General features: G+C 72.8%; 12 protein-coding genes. 11 read left to right on the forward strand and 1 reads right to left on the reverse strand.

What is annotated here, in order from left to right; genetic code table 11:
- Positions 1 to 4: 4 nt before the first annotated feature.
- The 7 genes from ACFYP5_RS09590 to ACFYP5_RS09620 all read left to right on the forward strand — a co-directional run bounded on the left by ACFYP5_RS09590 (position 5) and on the right by ACFYP5_RS09620 (position 10,738).
- The gene (locus tag ACFYP5_RS09590; protein WP_389032699.1) at positions 5 to 1,399 is read left to right on the forward strand and encodes a hypothetical protein; all 1,395 of its coding nucleotides are present in this window, start codon (positions 5 to 7) and stop codon (positions 1,397 to 1,399) included.
- A gap of 11 nt (positions 1,400 to 1,410) precedes the next feature.
- Entirely contained in the window at positions 1,411 to 2,442 is a 1,032-nt protein-coding gene (locus ACFYP5_RS09595) for a glutamate ABC transporter substrate-binding protein (protein ID WP_389032702.1), read from the forward strand.
- 48 nt (positions 2,443 to 2,490) lie between these two features.
- On the forward strand, positions 2,491 to 3,816 hold the full coding sequence (locus ACFYP5_RS09600) for a hypothetical protein (protein WP_389032705.1): 1,326 nt from the start codon (positions 2,491 to 2,493) through the stop codon (positions 3,814 to 3,816).
- A 67-nt stretch (positions 3,817 to 3,883) separates the two neighbouring features.
- Positions 3,884 to 6,637 carry a tetratricopeptide repeat protein gene (locus tag ACFYP5_RS09605; RefSeq protein WP_389032708.1) on the forward strand — a complete coding sequence of 918 codons (2,754 nt, stop codon included), beginning with the start codon at positions 3,884 to 3,886 and terminating at the stop codon, positions 6,635 to 6,637.
- Positions 6,638 to 6,639: 2 nt separating this feature from the next.
- Positions 6,640 to 8,073 (forward strand): protein phosphatase 2C domain-containing protein, encoded by a 1,434-nt coding sequence (locus tag ACFYP5_RS09610; protein ID WP_389032710.1) that lies wholly within the window; start codon positions 6,640 to 6,642, stop codon positions 8,071 to 8,073.
- A gap of 83 nt (positions 8,074 to 8,156) precedes the next feature.
- Positions 8,157 to 9,518 (forward strand): VWA domain-containing protein, encoded by a 1,362-nt coding sequence (locus tag ACFYP5_RS09615; RefSeq protein WP_389032713.1) that lies wholly within the window; start codon positions 8,157 to 8,159, stop codon positions 9,516 to 9,518.
- Positions 9,519 to 9,616: 98 nt separating this feature from the next.
- Positions 9,617 to 10,738: an FHA domain-containing protein gene (locus tag ACFYP5_RS09620; RefSeq protein ID WP_389032715.1), complete on the forward strand. Its 1,122-nt coding sequence runs from the start codon at positions 9,617 to 9,619 to the stop codon at positions 10,736 to 10,738.
- Positions 10,739 to 10,747: 9 nt separating this feature from the next.
- Here ACFYP5_RS09620 and ACFYP5_RS09625 read toward each other — a convergent pair whose 3' ends face one another.
- Entirely contained in the window at positions 10,748 to 11,743 is a 996-nt protein-coding gene (locus ACFYP5_RS09625) for a methyltransferase domain-containing protein (RefSeq protein ID WP_389032718.1), read from the reverse strand.
- Between the two features lie 116 nt (positions 11,744 to 11,859).
- Here ACFYP5_RS09625 and ACFYP5_RS09630 point away from each other — a divergent pair, with 116 nt between their 5' ends.
- The 4 genes from ACFYP5_RS09630 (at position 11,860) to ACFYP5_RS09645 (ending at position 19,586) form a co-directional block, all read left to right on the forward strand.
- On the forward strand, positions 11,860 to 12,264 hold the full coding sequence (locus tag ACFYP5_RS09630; RefSeq protein WP_389032720.1) for a globin: 405 nt from the start codon (positions 11,860 to 11,862) through the stop codon (positions 12,262 to 12,264).
- A gap of 215 nt (positions 12,265 to 12,479) precedes the next feature.
- A complete protein-coding gene (locus tag ACFYP5_RS09635; protein ID WP_389032723.1) occupies positions 12,480 to 15,800 on the forward strand; it encodes an FtsX-like permease family protein in 3,321 nt (1,106 codons plus the stop codon).
- A 1-nt stretch (position 15,801) separates the two neighbouring features.
- Positions 15,802 to 18,627 (forward strand): FtsX-like permease family protein, encoded by a 2,826-nt coding sequence (locus ACFYP5_RS09640; RefSeq protein WP_389032726.1) that lies wholly within the window; start codon positions 15,802 to 15,804, stop codon positions 18,625 to 18,627.
- The gene (locus tag ACFYP5_RS09645; protein WP_389032729.1) at positions 18,624 to 19,586 is read left to right on the forward strand and encodes an ABC transporter ATP-binding protein; all 963 of its coding nucleotides are present in this window, start codon (positions 18,624 to 18,626) and stop codon (positions 19,584 to 19,586) included. The genes ACFYP5_RS09640 and ACFYP5_RS09645 overlap by 4 nt, the downstream gene beginning before the upstream one ends.
- Positions 19,587 to 19,616: the final 30 nt, after the last annotated feature.

Raw genomic sequence — 19,616 nt, forward strand, 5'->3', positions numbered from 1 at the left:
TCACGTGACATACCCGCCGAATGTGCGCACGGCGCCGGAACACGCGTCGGCCCAGCCGCCCGCGCCCGTACCCCCGCCGGTACCCGCGCCGCATCGCAGCGCCTGGTCCGGGTCGACGGCACGGCTGCGGGCCGCGGCGACGACCGAACCGGGCAGGCTCCAGATCATCGGGGCCGCGCTGGCGGTACTCGTCATCGCGTTCGGGGCCGTGACGGCGTTCGAGATCTCCGGCCGGGCGGCCGCCACCGACGACGTGGTGAGCCGCAGTCAGCCGCTGAGCGCCGAGGCGGCGAACATCTACCGTTCGCTGGCCGATGCGGACACGGCGGCGGCAAGCGGATTCCTCGCGGGGGCGCAGGAGCCGCGCGATGTCCACGACCGTTACGAGAAGGACATCGAGGACGCGTCCAGGCTGCTGGTGAAGGCGGCGTCCACCACGGACGCGTCGTCGCCGTCGGGCCAGGAGATCACCGAACTCAACGAGGAACTCCCCCGGTACACCGGTCTGATCGAGCGGGCCCGCGCCAACAACCGGCAGGGGCTGCCTCTGGGCGGTGCCTATCTCCGGTACGCGAACCAGAAGATGTCCACCGAGCTGCTGCCGGCCGCCGAGCGGCTGTACACGGCGGAGACCGGCCGGCTCGATCAGGACTACGACTCCGCGAGAGCGTGGCCGTTCCTCTCGCTGGGCCTCGGTGTCGTGGCGCTGGGTGCGCTGTTCTGGGCACAGCGGCGCAACTACCGCAGGACGAACCGGGTCTTCAACCACGGGCTGCTCGCCGCGACCGCCGCGTCGACGGTGCTGCTGCTGTGGCTGGGCGTGGGGCACACGGTCGCGCGGTCCGAACTGCAGGACGCCAATGTGCACGGCCAGCAGTCCCTCGATGTGCTCAATCACGCGCGGATCGACTCGCTGAAGGCGCGCGCCAATGAGAACCTCACCCTCGTCGCCCGCGGCGCCGTACTGACCGCGGACGGCAAGAACGACAAGTACCAGACCGACTACACCACGGGCATGAAGGCCCTCCGCGAAGAGCTGGGGACGGCCAGGAAGCTCGCCGACGACTCCCAGGGGAGCGGGCCGGTGGCGGATGCCATCAACGGTGTCTCCGAGTGGCAGGGCCGCCACCGGACCGCCCGCACGACCGACGACAACGGCGACTACGAGGGCGCCCTGAAGCAGATCATCGGGCCCAGGAACTCCACGGGGGAGTCCTTCAACCGGGTGGACGAGGCGCTGGAGAAGGCACTCGCCCATGAGCAGGGCGAGTTCACCCGGGCCGCCGAGGACGGGCGCGGGGCGCTGGGCGGGCTGCCGATCGGGGCGGCCGCTCTCGCCGTACTGGCCGCGGTCGCCGCGATCGTCGGGGTCAACCGCAGACTGTCGGAGTACCGGTGAGAGGGGGAACGATGACCAGGACCACTTCCACCCGGGACAGGCTGCGCGGCTGGGGCGGGGTGACGGGGATGGCCGTGGCCTGCGCGGTGACGGCGTCGCTCACCCTGCTGCCGCTCTCGCACGGCGGCTCCGGGCCGTTCGGCATCGGTGTCTCCGGGCCGGGTACGGCCACGGCGGTGCCCGCCAGTGCCGACGACTGCACGGACCCGGAGGCGAGCCTGCAGCCGTCGAGCGCCGACGGGCCGGACATCGAGAAGATCAAGGAGCGCGGGAAGCTGATCGCCGGCGTCGACCAGAACAGCTTCCGCTGGGGCTACCGCAACCCGGAGACCGGGAAGCTCGAGGGGTTCGACATCGATCTGGTGCGGGCCATCGCAAAGAACATCCTGGGCGACCCGGACAAGGTGATCTTCCGGGCCATCCCCACCAACCAGCGCATCGCCGCCCTGGAGAACGACAAGGTCGACGTCGTCGTCCGGACGATGACGATCAACTGCACCAGGCTGGACCAGGTCTCGTTCTCCACGGCCTACTTCCAGGCCGGTCAGCAGGTCCTCGCGCCGAAGGACTCGCCGATCACGGGGTACGACAGGTCCCTGGCCGGCAAGCGGGTCTGCACCGCCGAGGGTTCCACCGCGTACGAGGCACTGGAGAAGCAGTCCTTCGGCGCCGAGTTCAAGGACCGGCACGACGGCACCGAGGCGGACGAGGACCAGCTCACCGTCCCCAACCAGTTGGACTGCCTGGTCCGGCTGCAGTTGGGCGAGGTCGACGCGGTGGTCACCGACAACGCACTGGCGGCGGGCCAGGCCGCCCAGGACCCGGCCGTCGTCCTCAAGGGCGACAAGCCGTTCACCACCGAGTACTACGGCGTGGCCACGAAGCACGGCGCGAACGACCTGGTGGCCCGGGTCAATCAGGTGCTGGTCGACTACCGCAAGGGAGGCGAGGACAGCCCCTGGATGGTGTCGTACCGGAAGTGGCTGGCGAGCGGACTGCCCGGGATATCGGCGCCGCCTGCGCCCAAGTACCGGAGCAATTAGTCCTTGATCCTGCCGGGCCCGGCCCGGAGGAGAGCAGAGAGGTGATCGATGGGCGTCGCGGGCCCCTTCCCCGGCTATGCGGGGAAGTCCCCCGGACCGGTCCTGGACCGGGACGAGGCGGACCGTGCGCTGGCGCGGCTCGGTGCGGAGCACGAGGCGATCGAGACCTCGCTCCTCGCCCTGCAGGACCATGCCGGCCGCCGGCTCCTGGAGGGCGCCGATCTGACCGGTGTCACCAAGGAGCGCTGGGCCACCACCGAGCAGTCGATCACGCTGCTGTGGGGGTATTTCGACGCCTATGCCGCAGCGATCGAGGAGGCCCGTGAGATCCGGGCCAGGCGGCGCTCCCCCAACCACGACGACCTGGTGGCGCTGACCGAGCTGCTGCGCGGCCAGAGCGTGACGATGGCGTCCACCGCCACCCGGGCCGATCCGTCGATCACCGGCCCGGCCAAGCTCTCCGAGCGGTTCTCGCTGGAGGAGCTGGTCGCCCGGATGAACGATCTGTACGCACGCTCACTGGACATGGTCGTCGCCTCCGACTCCGTCTGGTCCGCGCTCCCCGCCCGGATAGATCTGCTCTCCGCCGAGCTGCGCCGTACGCGTTCGCTGGCGCACTCCGTCGGCGTGCGGCCCGGAGAGCATCCGGCGGGCGACGACCTGGAGTCGATCACCCATGAGCTGACCACGCTGCGGGTGCAGGTGATCTCCGATCCGCTGGCGTTCTGGCTGCCGGGCCCCGGCAGCGCGGCGCCCGGCGGCGGCCGACCGGACACGGCGCGCTACGACCGGGCGGCCCGCGCCCTGGACGACGTGCGTCGTGAGATCGAGGCGGTCCTCGCGGTCCGGCAGGACGCCGAGCAGCGCCTGGTCCAGCTGCGCGACGTGCTCTCCCGCGCGGACCGCACACTGGCCGAGGCCCGGTCGGCGCGCGGCGAGGTGCTGGCGAAGATCGCCGCCTCCGAGGTGCCCGCGGTCAGTGGCCCGCCGACGGCCCTCCAGGAGAGGCTGGCCGCCGCGTCGGAGTACCGCAGGCATGCCCAGTGGCACCGGCTCTCCCCGCTGCTGGAGTCCCTGGAGCGGGAGGCCGAGGACGAACTGCTGCGCGCCCGCGAGTCGCTGACGGCGGTCACCGCGCCGCTGGCGGTCCGGGCGGAGCTGCGCGGCCGGCTGGACGCGTACAAGGCGAAGGTCGCCCGGCACGGCCTGGCGGAGGACCCGGTGCTGATCGAGCGGTACGACGCGGCACGCCGCATGCTGTGGAGCGCGCCGTGCGATCTGCGGGTCGCCGGACAGGCGGTGCTGCGCTACCAGGAGGCGGTGGCGGAGCTGCTCAACCCGCGCCGGCCGTTCGCACCGGAGGACCGCCGATGAGCAGGCGTACGCGTACGGGCAGGGCGAACAGGCCGCTGCTGCGGCGGGGCGAACAGGGGGACAGACCATGAGTACGCAGTGCCAGCGCCCCTCGTGCGAGGGCAACTACGAGGACATGGGCGGCGGTGAGCTGTACTGCGACACCTGCGGTCTGGCTCCGGTCGTCTCGCCGACGGGGATGGTGAGCTCGCCGCCCACCGGCATCGCGGCCGGACGCGCGAGCGGCAAGGGCAGCAACAGCAGTTCGGCGCGGAGCGGTTCGCGGGCGTCGTCCCGATCCTCCTCGCGGTCCTCGGCCCGCTCGTCGACCTCGCGGCGTTCGGTGTCGGGGCGGCTGTCGCGCTCCCTGTCGGGCAGCGCCACGTCCCGCTCGGTGTCGGTGCGCTCGTCCGGTGCGTCGACGGGGGCGTCCGGGCGGAACCGGCTCGGAGCGGGTCTGGTGCAGGTGCCGGACGTGCCGCGCCCAGACCCACGCTCCGCGGTGATGGAGAACCCGGAGGTGCCGGAGCGGAAACGGTTCTGTTCGCGCTCCGACTGCGGGGCACCGGTGGGCCGTTCCCGGGGTGAACGGCCGGGCCGGACCGAGGGGTTCTGCACCAAGTGCGGCCACCCGTACTCCTTCGTGCCGAAGCTGCACGGTGGCGACATCGTGCACGGCCAGTACGAGGTGGCGGGCTGTCTGGCGCACGGCGGGCTCGGCTGGGTCTATCTCGCGGTGGACCGTGCGGTCTCGGACCGCTGGGTGGTCCTCAAGGGCCTGCTGGACACCGGTGACCAGGACGCCATGGCGGCCGCGATCTCGGAGCGCCGCTTCCTCGCCGAGATCGAGCACTCCAACATCGTCCGGATCTACAACTTCGTCGAGCATCTCGACCAGCGCACCGGCTCGCTCGACGGCTACATCGTGATGGAGTACGTCGGCGGCAAGGCGCTCAAGGAGATCGCGAACGAGCGCCGTACCCCCTCCGGGAAGCGGGATCCCCTGCCGGTCGAGCAGGCCTGCGCGTACGGCATCGAGGCGCTGGAGGCGCTCGGCCATCTGCACAGCCGCAATCTGCTGTACTGCGACTTCAAGGTCGACAACGCGATCCAGACCGAGGACCAGCTCAAGCTGATCGACATGGGCGCGGTGCGCCGGATGGACGACGAGGAGTCGGCCATCTACGGCACGGTGGGCTATCAGGCGCCGGAGGTCGCAGAGGTCGGCCCCTCGATCGCCTCCGATCTGTACACGGTCGCGCGGACGCTCGCGGTGCTCACCTTCGACTTCCAGGGGTACACGAACGTCTTCGTGGACTCGCTGCCGGACCCGGACAACATCGAGGTGTTCCGGACCTACGAGTCGTTCTACCGGCTGCTGGTGAGGGCCACGGATCCGGATCCGGCGAGACGGTTCGCCTCCGCGTCGGAGATGGCGGAGCAGCTGACGGGGGTGTTGCGGGAGGTCGTGGCGCTGCAGACGGGGCGGCCGCGACCGGCGCTCTCGACGCTGTTCGGCACGGAACTGCGGGTCACGGACACGCAGTTGTTCGCCGAGCTGACGGACGATGTGTCGCGGCTCGGGGTACGGACGGAGCCGGCCGGACGGCGCAGGGGGAAGGACCGGGGTCCGGTCTCGGCGTTCGGCGGGGTTCCGGTCGCCGCGCCGACGGCGGCCGGGCAGGTGGCGCCCGGTGCGCCGCCGTTCATTCCCGGGCAGTCGGCTCCGGGGGCCGCGCCGCTGTCGGCGTCCGCCACGCACGTACGGGGCGGCAACGGCGCCCCCACCCCGTACGCACAGACGCAGGCGGCCATTCCGGCACCCCGGGTCGCGCCCGTACCGGTCGGGCCCGGCCCCCTGCCGGGGACCTCCGCTCCAGGCGTGCCACGGCTGGCCGGGCTCGACGCGCGGGCCACCTCGCTCGCGCTGCCCGTACCGCGGGTGGACGCGAACGACCCCAACGCGGGTTTCCTCGCCGGGCTGATGGCGTCTGCACCCGCCGAACTGATTGCCGCATTGCAGGCCGTACCCGCCGCCTCGCTGGAGACCAGGCTCCGGGAGCTGCGCGCCCGCCTGGAGATGAACGAACTGGGCGCCGCCGGACAGACCTTGACCGGTCTGGAGGCACAGCACCCGGACGACTGGCGGGTCGTCTGGTACCGCGGGATCGCCTCACTGGTGACGGGTGACAACGAGAGCGCCGCGCTGTCCTTCGACGCGGTCTACGACGCGTTCCCCGGTGAGCCCGCTCCCAAGCTGGCGCTGGGGATCTGTGCGGAGGTCCTCGGCCAGCTGGACAACGCTGCCGAGTACTACCGCCTGGTGTGGACGACCGACCCGAGCTTCGTCAGCGCCGCGTTCGGCCTGGCCCGGGTGCAGACGGCGGCCGGGGACCGGGCCGGGGCCGTACGGACGCTGGAATCCGTGCCCGAGGCGTCGATCCACTACACGGCCGCCCGGGTCGCCGCCGTACGGGCCCGGCTGCGTGAACGCGCCCCGCACGAGCCGCTGATCGCCGATCTGACGGCCGCCGCCGACCAGGTGTCCGGGCTGCAGAGTTTCGGACTGGACGCGGTGCGCCGTGAGCAGCTGTCGACCGAGGTGCTGGGGACGGCGCTGGACTGGGTACTCTCCGGGAGCCCCACGGGCCGGCCGGACTCCCGGCAGTCCCGAGCTCCTGCCGGACCGAGGATGCTGCTCGGCAGCGAGGTGGACGAACGCGGGCTGCGTTTCGGTCTTGAGCGTTCGTACCGGATGCTCGCCCGGCTTGCGCAGCGTGGCGACGAGAGGATCGAACTGGTGGAGCGGGCCAACCGCTTCCGCCCCCGGACGTGGGTGTGAAGATGTCGCAGATGCACCAGGAGACCGCCTTGTCGAGGTGTCCGAACTGCGAGGAGCCGCTGGAATCGGGCGACCTGTTCTGCGGTGCGTGCGGGTACGACCTGTCGGTCGTACCGGCGCCGCCGGAGGACCACCCGACGATCGCGATGGCCGCGCCCGTGGAGGGCGGTGCGCCAAGGGGCACGGCGGCTTCCGGGCCGGGCGCGCCCACCGCGGCGGCTTCGGGTTCGGTCGAGTGGTCGGCCGCCCCCGTGGCCGGCCGGTCCGAGCCGCCCGCGCCGGGCGGTGCACCGGTACATGCTCCCGCAGGGGTCCGCTTCGACCGCCCGAACGCCTCGGGCCCGGGGCCGGGCTCCGAGTCCGGCTCCGAGTCCGGCTCCGGCTCCGGCTCCGGCTCCGGCTCCGGCTCCGGTGACTTCGAGCTGGCGGCGCCCGTCGCCCCCGACCCCCGTACCTCCGCAGGCGTCGCCTTCCCGGAGGCGGCCCTCACCCCGCCGGACGGAACCAAGCTGTGCGTCGCCTGCCGCGCCGGTCATGTCGACTCCGACGGCTACTGCGAGAACTGCGGTCACGCCCAGCCCCGCGAGCGCGACCACATGGAGCAGGAGCTCGGCTCGGTGGCCGCCGTCAGCGACCGGGGGCTGCGCCATCACCGCAACGAGGACTCCTTCGCCGTCTCGACCACCGCCCTGCCGGACGGCTCTCCGGCGGTCGTCGCGATCGTCTGCGACGGCGTCTCCTCCGCGAGCCGCCCCGACGAGGCCTCCGCCGCGGCCGCGACCGCCGCCAACGAGTCGCTGCTGGAGTCGCTGCCGCGCGGCGCTCACCCGCAGCAGGCGATGCACGACGCGATCGTCGCCGCCGCGGAGTCGGTCAACGCGCTGGCCCACGACGACGACCGGGCCCGGGAGCACGATCCGCACCACCACCAGAACGCCCCGGCCTGCACCCTGGTCGGCGCGGTCATGGCGGGTGGCCTGCTGGTCGTCGGCTGGGTCGGCGACAGCCGCGTCTACTGGGTGCCGGACGACCGCAGCACACCGCCCGCCCGGCTCACCGAGGACGACTCCTGGGCCGCGCAGATGGTGGCGACGGGCCTGATGAATGAGGCCGAGGCGTACGCGGACGAGCGCGCCCACGCCATCACGGGCTGGCTCGGCGCCGATGCCTACGAACTGGAGCCGCACACCGCTTCGTTCAAGCCGGACCGGCCGGGTCTGGTGGTGGTGTGCACGGACGGGCTGTGGAACTACGCGGAGTCGGCCGCCGAAATGGCCGCGGTCGTCCCCCCGGACGCGCACGAACGACCGTTGCACGGAGCCCAGGTGCTGGTGGGTCACGCGCTCGACGGTGGGGGCCACGACAACGTAACAGTGGCTCTGCTGCCGTTCGCCGTACCTCCGCAAGGGGCAGGATCGGCCTGGAGCACCGCTTGAGTCCTGTTTGAGTCCGGTTCCGTCCGTCCGCTCGCCCACTGCGACCTTTGCCAGCTCTGCCACCTTCGCCAGGAGCCGATCAGATGGCCAACTTCTCCAAGTCCCACGTGCCGCAGTTCTCCGTCGAGGTGTACCAGAACGAATACCTGCCGGAGGGCGGCCGTGAGGTCAACGCGATCGTCACGGTCACGTCGACCGGTGGCGGCACCACCGGTGGCGTCCCGCTGACCGGTGCGACCGCCTCGCCCGCCCATGTACCCGGGCAGGGACCGAACGCCGCCGTGGTGATCATGGTGGACTGTTCCGGATCGATGGACTATCCGCCGACGAAGATGCGCAACGCCCGCGACGCGACAGCAGCGGCCATCGACACCCTGCGCGACGGCACGTCGTTCGCCGTGGTCGGCGGCACGCACGTCGCCAAGGAGGTCTACCCGGGCAACGGCCGCCTCGCCACCGCCGACGCACAGACCAGGGCCCAGGCCAAGGAGGCGCTGCGTCGGCTCAGTGCGGGCGGCGGTACGGCGATCGGCACCTGGCTGCGGCTGGCCGACCGGCTGCTCGGCGCCGCCGACGTGGGCATCCGGCACGGGATCCTTCTCACCGACGGCCGCAACGAGCACGAGTCGCCCCAGGACCTGGCGGACGCGCTCGAGGCGTGCGCGGGCCGCTTCACCTGTGACGCCCGCGGCGTCGGCACCGACTGGGAGGTGAAAGAAGTCACAGCCATAGCCTCCGCGCTGCTCGGCACCGTGGACATCGTCGCCGATCCGGCAGGGCTGGCCGCGGACTTCACGCAGATGATGGAGAACGCGATGGGCAAGGAGATCGCGGACGTGGCGCTGCGGCTCTGGACGCCCGTCGGAGTGCAGATCAAGTTCGTGAAGCAGGTCGCACCGACGGTCGCCGAGCTGACCGACCGACGCACCGAGGCGGGCCCGCGCGCCGGCGACTACCCGACCGGGTCCTGGGGCGACGAGTCCCGCGACTACCACGTGTGTGTACAGGTGCCGGAGGCCGGGATCGGGCAGGAAATGCTCGCGGCCCGCGTCTCGTTGATCCTCCCCGACCCGTCGGGGACGGCGGCTCCGCAGACGCTTTCGCAGGGATTGGTGCGGGCGGTGTGGACCGACGACATGGTGGCGTCCACCTCGATCAATCCGCAGGTCGCGCACTACACGGGCCAGGCGGAACTGGCACAGGTCATCCAACAGGGGCTCGATGCGCGCAAGTCGGGAGATTTCGATGGCGCGACGGCGAAACTGGGCCGCGCGGTGCAGCTGGCATCGGCCTCGGGGAACGCTGACACTGCGAAACTGCTTTCGAAGGTGGTGGACGTCGTGGATGCGGCGACAGGTACTGTGCGACTGAAGGCGAAGGTGGCGGAGGCCGACGAGATGACCCTCGAAACGCGCTCCACCAAGACCGTCCGCGTGAAGAAATGACCTGATGGCCGACCGGCAGCCGGCCGGCTCGGCGACCTGGCGAAGCAGCAGAGACGACGGCCCCCAGGGGCCGGACGAGGAGAGGGGGAAGCGCCGACATGCCGACCTGCCCGAACGGACACCAGTCGGGTTCCGACGACTGGTGCGAGGTCTGCGGCCATCGCATGGCCGGCGCGGGTGCGCCTGCGGGTGCAGTCCCACCGCCGCCTCCCCCGCCGCCCGCACCCGGTTACGGCTACCCGCAGGGCCCCGGCCCCGACGCGACGCAGCAGGCGGAGCTCTGCCCGCAGTGCCGCACCCCGCGTGAGGCCATGGCGCCCTTCTGCGAGGAGTGCCGGTGGAACTTCCTCACGAACACGGCGACGTCGTACACCCCGCTGGCCCCGCAGCACGGGGGCCCCGGTGGGCCGGGTGCCGGCGGACCGGTGCCCGGTCTGAACCTGCCGCCCGGCTTCCAGGCGCAGCAGGGCCCGCCCCCGCCGCCCCCGCAGCAGCAACGCGATCCGTTCGAATATCAGAGCTCACGGCCCTCGCAGGTGAACCGTCCGGCCGAGCCGCTGTCCGGTCCCGGCAGCCACCCGGGTCCTCCGGGACCGGGTCCGCAGCAGCCCCCGAACCCGTTCCAGCGGCAGGGCCCGCCGCCTCCGCCGTCCTTCCAGCAGCAGACCGCGCCGCCGCAGCCACAGGTCCAGCAGCCGAGCGGTGACGACTGGATGCTGCCGCCGCCCTCGCAGCCCCAGGCACCGCAGGCACCGCAGCCCCCGATGCAGCAGCAGCAGCCGCCCTTCCAGAGCCAGGTACCGAGCCAGGCGCCCGCGAACTGGACGGCGGTCATCGCCCCGGACCGCGAGTACTTCCTGGCGATGATGCAGCGCAGCGGCCCCGAGGCGACCGGGCTCAACCTGCCCGCGTACTCCCCGGAGCAGCGCCTTCAACTCACCGGCAACCAGATCACCATCGGCCGTCGTCGGCACAGCACCGGCGAGTCCCCCGATGTCGATCTGTCCGTGCCGCCGGAGGACCCGGGGGTCTCGCACCAGCACGCGGTGCTGGTGCAGCAGCCCGACGGCAGCTGGGCCGTGGTCGACCAGAACTCCACGAACGGCACCACGCTGAACGGCGCCGAGGACCCGATCCAGCCCTACGTCCCCGTTCCGCTCCAGGACGGTGACCAGGTGCACGTCGGTGCGTGGACGACGATCACCATCCGGCGCGGCTGACCGGAACGCTCAGTCCGTGAGGTCGGCGGGCAGTGGCCAGGCGTACGGCCCCTCCGGGTCGTCCAGCCAGGCCCACTGCCGCCCGTCCCGGACCGTGACGCCGAACCTCGCCCGCTCGGGGCGCCCCTCCCGCTGCCAGAGCGAGAGGGCCTCGCGCGGGTCGAGAGTGGATCCGGTCAACGTCAGCATGAACAGGAACAACTCGTCCTCGGCCACCCGCCTCGGCACTCCTGCGGTGCGCGGGTGGCGCACCGACGGCGGCACCGCCCCGCGCAGCGGCACGAAGTACGCGGGCGTGTACAGGAACCGCCCCTCGGCACACCTCCCGTGCGGCGTCTCCCGTACCCGCAGCATGATCAGACCCGTGGCGAACGGCGCCAGGATCCGCGCCCCCGGCCTGCACTGCGCCAGCCATGCCTGAGGTACGGACGGCAGGGTGCAGGTCGCGATGATCCGGTCGTACGGGCCCCGCTCGGGGCAGCCCCGCGCCCCGTCCCCGGTGATCACCGCCGGGTGGTGACCGGCCGCCGCGAGATGTCTGCGGGCCGACTCCGTGATCTCCGGGTCGAGGTCGATGGTGGTCACCGCGTCGTCGCCGAGACGGTGGGCGAGCAGCGCGGCGTTGTAGCCGGTACCCGCACCGATCTCCAGGACGGTCATGCCGTCCGTCATCTCCAGCTCCTCCAGCATCCGGGCCATCAGCGACGGCTGGCTGCTCGACGAGATGAGCTCACCGTCCCGGATCCGGGTGGCCAGCGCCTCGTCCGCGTACGCCCCGTGCAGCCACCGGGCCCGCCGGACCGGGTCGGGGTCCTCGCACCAGAGCCGCTGGGGCCCGCCGGTCCCGGCCACGAAGTAGTACGGCACGAACAGATGGCGCGGCACCTGCTCGAACGCGGCACGCCAGGCGGGGTCCTTCAGCGCACCGCGCGCGACCATTTCCCGCACCATCGCCCACCGGGCCTCGGTGCCGGCCTCCGAGAACTGATCCAGGTATGGGCCCATACCTCCACTCTCCCGCTCGGGCCCCCCGGAAGCGACGAGGCGCACAGCACGGTGGCCTTCCGGGCCCGGGTCCTAGGACCCAGGTCCTCGGCCGGTCCGTCTGCGACCATGGACGGGTGACAGAGAATCCGCGCGACACGCTTCAGGAGCAGACCTTCTACGAGCAGGTCGGCGGCGAGGAGACCTTCCGGCGCCTGGTCCACCGTTTCTACCAGGGGGTTGCCGAGGACCCGCTGCTGCGGCCGATGTATCCGGAGGAGGACCTGGGGCCGGCCGAGGAGCGGTTCACGCTGTTCCTGATCCAGTACTGGGGTGGTCCCCGGACGTACAGCGAGCAGCGCGGTCACCCCCGGCTGCGGATGCGGCACGTCCCGTTCCGGGTGGACCGGGCCGCGCACGATGCCTGGCTGGCCCGGATGCGGGTGGCTCTCGACGAGCTCGGACTGTCCCCGGAGCATGAGCGGCAGCTGTGGGACTACCTCACCTACGCCGCTGCCTCCATGGTGAACACCGAGGGCTGACGGTTCAGCCCCGTTCTCCCTTTATCTCCCCCTCTCGCACCCTTCTTCCCCCCCTCCCGCGCCCGTGCACTGTGCGGAATGCGGTGCTCCGCCGCCGCATAACGGTCACGATCCCATCAAGGTGCACCTGCAAGCGGTTTCCAGAGGTGGGTGCGCTCTGAAAACATCCTGGGAGCGTCGGGGGGCGTGCGGGGTGACAGTGTCGAGGGGGCCAGGTGACGGGGTTCGTCTTTCTGCGGGTGAGGGCGCATCGGCTCCTTCTCGCCGCAGCCGTCCTGGCCGTCCTGCTCACCACATCCGTGCTGGCGGCACTCACCGCCTTCTCCGGCTCCATCGGCGACGCGGCCCTGCGCCACACCCTCACCCACCGCTCCGCCGCGTCCGCCTCGCTCGTCATCTCCGCGCAGGTGGAGCGCGAGCAGCGGGAAGCGGCCGACGCGACCGCGCGCAAGGCCGCCCGTGAGACGTTCGACGGCCTGGCGGTGACCGTACGCACGCTGAAGGCCTCGGGGCCGTACGCCCTGCCGCGCAGCCTGCAGGCTCCGGCGGCCCGGCGCGGCGATCCGGATCTCACCCGGTTCGCCTCGCTCGACCGCAGCCGCGTCCGTCTCACCGCCGGCCGCATGCCCGGCGCCGGGAGCGGGAAGAGCGGCGCCCCCGTCGAGGTGGCACTGCCCTCCCTCGCCGCCGATGTCCTGAAGCTGAAGCCCGGCGCGCGGCTCACGCTCACCGACCGGCTCGCCGACGGCACCAGGCTGCCGGTCCTGGTCACCGGCCTCTACGAAGCGGCCGACCAGGCCGACCCGTACTGGCAGTTGGACGAGCTCGGCGGGCGCGGCATCCGCAAGGTCGTCTTCACCACATACGGTCCGCTGCTCACCGATCCCGCCGTGCTCGACTCCGGGCGGATCAGCTCGGGCGAGATGTCGTGGCTGGCCGTCGCCGACTTCCGTACCGTCACCACGCACCGCATCCACGCGCTGCATACCGCATCGACCAGGGGCCCGAAGGCGCTCCTCGCCTCCCCGGAGTTCAAGGACGGGGCCCTCGCGCAGACCTCGCTGCCCACCGTCCTCGACCAGATCGACCGGGCGCTGCTGGTGTCCCGCTCGACCCTGATGATCGTCGCCGTGCAGCTGGTGCTGCTCGCCGGCTACGCGCTGCTGCTCGTGGCGCGGTTGCTGAGCAGCGAGCGCGGCGGGGAGACGGAACTGCTGCGGGCCCGCGGCGGTTCGCGCGGCCGGATCACCTCGCTCGCCGCGATCGAGGCGCTGCTGCTGGCGCTGCCCGCCGCCGTCATCGCCCCGCTGCTGGCCGGGCCGCTGACCCGGCTGCTGGCGGACCGCAGTGAGCTGACCCGGCTCGGGCTGCGGCTCGACGCGGGCGCGACCGGCACCGTGTGGCTGGTGGCCGCCGCCGTCGCGCTGGCCTGTGCACTGGCCGTCGTCGCGCCCGCGCTGGCCGCCAGTGCGGGGGTGCGCAGCCGCACCCGGGCCGCCGCGCTGCCCGGACCGGTGCGCGCGGGCGCCGACATCGGACTGCTGCTGATCGCTGCGGTGGCGTACTGGCAGCTCGACCGGCAGACCGGCAGCTCCGGCAGCGGTGCGCTCAGCGGCGACCGGGAGGGCGATCTCGGTGTCGATCCGCTGCTCGTCGCCGCGCCCGCGCTGCTGCTCCTCGCGGGCACCGTGCTGACGCTGCGGCTGCTGCCGCCCGCGGCCAGGCTGGCGGAACGTCGTGCGGCGGGCGGTCGGGGGCTGTCCACCGCACTGGCCGGCTGGCAGTTCAGCCGCCGCCCGCTGCGCGGTGCCGGACCGGTGCTGCTGCTGGTCCTGGCTGCCGCGATGGGGATGCTGGCGATCGGGCAGAGCGCGTCCTGGGATCGTTCGCAGGGCGACCAGGCCGACTTCAGGACCGGCACGGCGGTGCGCATGGTCGGCGGAATCAACGGCGATCCGGCGAAGGCCGGGGCGTACGCACAGCTGCCGGGGGTACGGGAGGCGGCGCCCGCGTTCCGTACGAAGGTGGATCTGTCCGGCGACCGCACGGCGGACGTGGTCGCTCTGGACACCGCGCACGCCGACGAGCGGATGCTGATGCGCGACGATCTCGCCGGCGAACCGGTGGACCGGCTGCTCAGCACGCTCGAACCGCCGAAGACCGCGCGGACCGGGCTGCTGCTGCCGAAGGGCAGCAGGGAGATCCGGTTCGACCTGCGGATCACCGTGCCCTCCGCACCGCACCGGGCGTCACCGTCCGGCATGGCCCCGTTGGTCACCGTGGAGCTGGAGGACCGTTACGGCCTCCCGTACCAGGTGCTCCTCGGACCGGTACCGGCCGACGGCCGGGTACACCCCCTGTCGCTCGCGGTGGCGGCCGCCGGTGAGCTGGCCGTGACCGGGTTCGAACTGGACAGCAGGCAGCCCGTCGAGCATGCCGAGACGCACCTGGCCACCGTGAGCCGACTGCGGACGGTGACCGCGGACGGCACCGAGCAGCCGGTCCCCGTCCCGGCCGGGTTCGACTGGCAGGGCGCCCTGACCACCAGTCTGCTCAACGAGACGCAGCCGGGCGCTCCCGTCCACGCGACCTCCTCCGACCGGGACCCGCTGACGCTCCGATACGACACCGGGTCCGTTCCTGTCGAGGACACGGGCTACGGGGTACCGACCCTCAACCTGCGGGCCGCTGCGCCCCACGCCGAGGCCCAGCCGCTCCGCGGGGTGGCCACCGACGCCTACCTGAAGGCGACCGGAGCGAAGCCGGGGCAGGACGTCGATGTCACGCTGGCCGGCGAAACGGTCCGGGTGAAGATCGTGCGGACGGCCCGTCAGCTGCCCACCACCGGGCCGGGCGTCGCCACCGCAGCTGCCGCCGAGTCGTCCCGGCTCCGGGACGGCGGCGCGCTGCTGCTCGACCTCAGGGCTCTCGGCCAGGCCTTCGCGGACCGCCCGAACGCGGTCCTCACCGCCACCGAATGGTGGCTGAGCACCGACGCCGGCCAGACCGGGAAGGTCGCCGCCGCACTCCGTGCGCAGCCCGACACCGACCCGGCGCAGGTCCTGGTCCGCGACGAGGTGGCCCGGGATCTGCTCGGCGACCCGCTGGGCGCCGGGCCGCAGTCCGCGCTGCTCGCGGTGGCGGTCGTCGCCGCCGCGCTGGCAGCGGTCGGCTTCGCGGTGAGCGCTGTCGGATCGCAGCGCGAACGGTCCGCCGAATTCGCCGTGCTGCGGGCGCTCGGGGCGCCGCGCCGCGCGCCGGCCCGGATGATCGCCGCCGAGCAGGGCGTGCTGATCGCCATCGCGTTGCTGGTCGGGTTCGCGCTCGGGGCCGTACTGACCAGGGCCGTCGTGCCACTCATCGTGCTGACCGGGCAGGCCGCCCAGCCGGTGCCGCCCGTACTGGTGCAACTGCCGGCCGGGCAGGTCGCCGCACTGCTGGCGGGCGTCGCCGCGCTGCCGCTGCTGATCGTTGCGGCGATCGCCCTGCGCCGCGCCGACCCGGTGACTTCGCTGCGCCACCAGGGGGACAACTGACATGAGCCCACGTTCCGACAGCGGTCGTTCCGCAGGCGTCTCCCGGGCCGCGGCCTGTGCCCCGTGGGTCCGTACCCGGCTGCGTACCGCCCCCGCGGCCGCCTGCGCGCTCGGATTGCTGGTGCTGGTCACAGCATTCCTCGCCGCCGCCTTCCCACGGGCCGTCGACACGTACGAGAGCAAAGGGCTGCGCCACGACCTGGTTGTCGAGGACCCCAGGCGCAGCGTCCTGGAGCTGACCGCTCCGCCGCCCGCCCTGGGTGTCGAGGCGGAGCGCGCGGCCGCGGTGCGCGAGGCGGCGCTGGGCGCGGTCCACCGCAAGGTGCTTGCCGGGCTGCCCGAACCGGTGCGGGCCGACGCCTTCCAGTCCTCGTACGGCATCCGCACCACGGAGCCGATCGCCGCCGGGGAGAAATGGCTGCCCCGGCCCTACGGCCTCGATCCCGAGCTGACGTACGCCACCCCCTCGGCCCTGCCGGCCCACGCCACGCTGCGCGACGGCGCCTGGCCCACCGTCCACGGCGAGGTCACCACCACCGCCACGGAGGTCGAGGCCGCGGTCACCGAAGAGACCGCGAAGGCCCTGGGGCTCAAGGTGGGTTCGACGATCGCGGTGCCGACCCGCGGCGAGGAGCCACTGACCGTACGGATCACCGGCATAGTCGCTCCGAAGCTTCCGGGTGCCGCCTACTGGTCGTTCGAGCGCCTGCTGCGTACCCCGGCGCTGGTCCCGACAAGCAGCAAGGGTCCTCCCCTCTACTACTGGATCGCGGCCCTGTTGCTGCCGCCGGACGCGGCGCCCGCGCTGCTCTCCACGACCGGTGCGCCCGAGCCGTACTGGCGGATCGCGCCGGACGCCTCCGAGCTCACCGCACTCGAGGTGGACCGGCTCCGTTCCCGGGTGGCTTCTCTGGAGAGCGGCCCGGAGCTGCTGAAGCTCCGTGCGCTGGCCGGTCCGGCGGCAACGCTGACGACGGATCTGGACGTGGTCCTCACCCGGTACGACGCGTTGCGTTCGGCGATCAGCCCGGTCGTCACGGTCGCCGCCGTCGGGATCGGTGCCGTCGCCGCCGTCGTGCTGCTGATGACGGGCGGCCTGCTCGCCGGCCGCCGCCACAGCGAACTGGCCCTGATGCGCTCACGCGGCGGATCGTTGCGCGGCATCGGCGGGCGGCTGCTCGCGGAGACCGCGGTGACCGTGGTGCCCGCGGCGGCGCTCGGGCTGCTGCTCGCCGTTGCCGCGGTCGGCCCGGCCCGGCTGTGGCCCGCGGTCGTCGGGGCCGCAGCCATAGCCGTCCTGGTCTGTGTCGCGCTGCCGCTGGGTACGACGCTCCTTCACCGCCGACCGCGGCTGCACGGCGCCCGCGACGACATGGTGACCGCCCGCCCGTCGCGGCGGCGCACGGTTGCCGAACTCACCGTGCTGGTGCTGGCCATCGGCGCGGTCGCCGCGCTGCGCCGCCGCGGTACGGCCGCGGGCGGCGGTACGGACTTCCTGGTCAGCGCAGCTCCGGTGCTGGTCGGGCTGATCGCGGCGCTGGTCCTCGCCCGCCTGTACCCACTGCCGCTGCGGCTCGCCTCCCGCACCGTCGCGCGGCTGCGCGGCGCGGTCGGCTTCCTCGCCCTGGCCCGTGCCGGGCGTGCGTCGGTGAGCGGCGCACCGGCTCTGTTGGCGCTGCTGGTCGCACTGACGACGGCGGCCTTCGGCGGCTCGGTGCTGGCGGGTGTCGCGGACGCCCGGGACGACGCGGCGGTGCGGGCCACCGGTGCGGACGCCCGGATCAGCGGCGAGGGCGATGCGATGCCGATGCCGGACCGGCTGGTCCGGGACGTACGGAAGGCGGGCGGTGTACGGGATGTGGCGCCGGTCCAGATCGAGTACGGCGTGCCGCTGCCGTCCGACGAGCCCGGCGTCGAGGACGCGAAGGGCACCACGCTGATCGGTGTCGATCCGGGGACGTACGCGAAGCTGGCGCGCGCGACCGGTTCCGGACCGTTCCCCGCGGACCGGCTGAAGGCCACCGGAGCGGCGCCCAGGAAGGGCACGCTGCCCTCGAAGGAGCGGGTGCTGCCCGTCCTCGCCTCACCGGCCGTGGCCGAGCGGCTCGGCGATCGGCCGCGCGACATCCGCTCGCAGGCCGGGGACTTCAAGGTGCGCGTCGTCGGAACGGTGACGCGCACGCCGGCCGTCGACAACGCCGGCTTCCTGATCGTCGACGCCGCGTCCCTCACCCATCGGCAGACCACCACCCTGCTGGTCACCGGCAGCTCCCCGGACGCGAAGGCACTGCGCGCGGCCGCGCACCGGGCAGGCTCGACGTTCGCCGTACAACTGCGGTCCGAGGAGCGCGCGGCGTTCGTCGACACCCCCATGCAGTCGGGCGCCGAGCGGATCTACGCGGCGGCGATCGCGGCCGGCGCGGGCTACGCACTGCTCGCCGTACTGCTGTCACTGCTGCAGACCGCACCGGAGCGCACCGCGCTGCTGGCCCGGCTGCGGACCATGGGCCTCACCCTCCGGCAGGGCCGACGGCTCCTCGGCCTCGAGGCGATGCCGCAGGCACTGCTGGCCGCCGTCGGCGGACTGCTCGTCGGCTGGTCGACGATCGCCCTGCTGGCCCCCGGCGTCGACCTGGTGCAGCTGGCGCTGTCCAACGGGCCCGGCTCCGACGCACTCGACACCGCTCCACTGCGGGCCGACCCGTGGTCGCTGGCGCTGCCGGCGCTCGGCGTGGTGACCCTCGCCGCCGCCGTGGCAGCCGTACAGGCCTGGTGGGCCGGGCGCCGTGGATCGATCACCGAACTCAGGGCAGGAGACACCCGATGACGTCCTCGACGACCGAGACCACTCTGGCGGAGCTGGAACAGCGGGCCGCCGCCCGCCGCGACCGGCCCTCGTACGGGCACGACGCGCTGATCGCCTGTGATCGGCTGGTCCGCATCTTCAGCGCGGACGGGGTGGAGGTGCAGGCCCTCCAGGGCCTCGATCTGCTGGTCACCGAGGGCGAGTTGATGGCGCTCGTCGGGGCGTCCGGCAGCGGCAAGTCGACCCTGATGAACATCCTGGCGGGCCTCGACGTGCCGACGGCCGGGTCGGCGAAGGTCGCGGGCTGCGATCTGCTGTCGATGGGCCCGAAGGAACGGCTCCGTTACCGCCGGGACGTCGTCGGGTTCGTCTGGCAGCAGACCGCCCGCAACCTGCTCCCCTACCTCACCGCCGTCCAGAACGTCACGCTGCCCATGCAGTTGCGCGGCCGCGGCCGGAGCCGTGAACGCGCCGCACGCGCCGAGTCGCTGCTGCAGATGCTGGATGTCGCGGACTGCCGCGACCGGCGGCCCCCGCAGATGTCCGGCGGCCAGCAGCAGCGGGTCGCGATCGCGGTCGCGCTCGCCAACAATCCCTCGGTGCTGCTCGCCGACGAACCGACCGGCGAACTGGACTCGGCGACGGGCGAGCAGGTTTTCGCCGCGTTCCGCCGGGCCAACGAGGAACTGGGCACGACGATCGTGATCGTCACCCACGACCAGGCGGTGGCGGGCGAGGTCCGCCGTACGGTCGCCATCCGCGACGGCCGTACGTCGTCCGAGGTGCTGCGCCGTACGGAGGTGGACGCGGCGACGGGCCAGGAGTCTCAGGTGGCCCGCGAGTACGCGATGCTCGACCGCGCGGGGCGGCTGCAACTGCCCGCCGAGTACACGGAGACGCTCGGGATGGAGCACCGCGTGATGCTGGAACTGGAACAGGACCACATCGGGGTGTGGCCGGACGACCAGCAGCGCGGTTAGCGGGCGCCTCCCCGCGGGTCCGCTCCGGAC

Source organism: Streptomyces sp. NPDC005262 (assembly GCF_042872425.1).
Classification (GTDB): domain Bacteria; phylum Actinomycetota; class Actinomycetes; order Streptomycetales; family Streptomycetaceae; genus Streptomyces.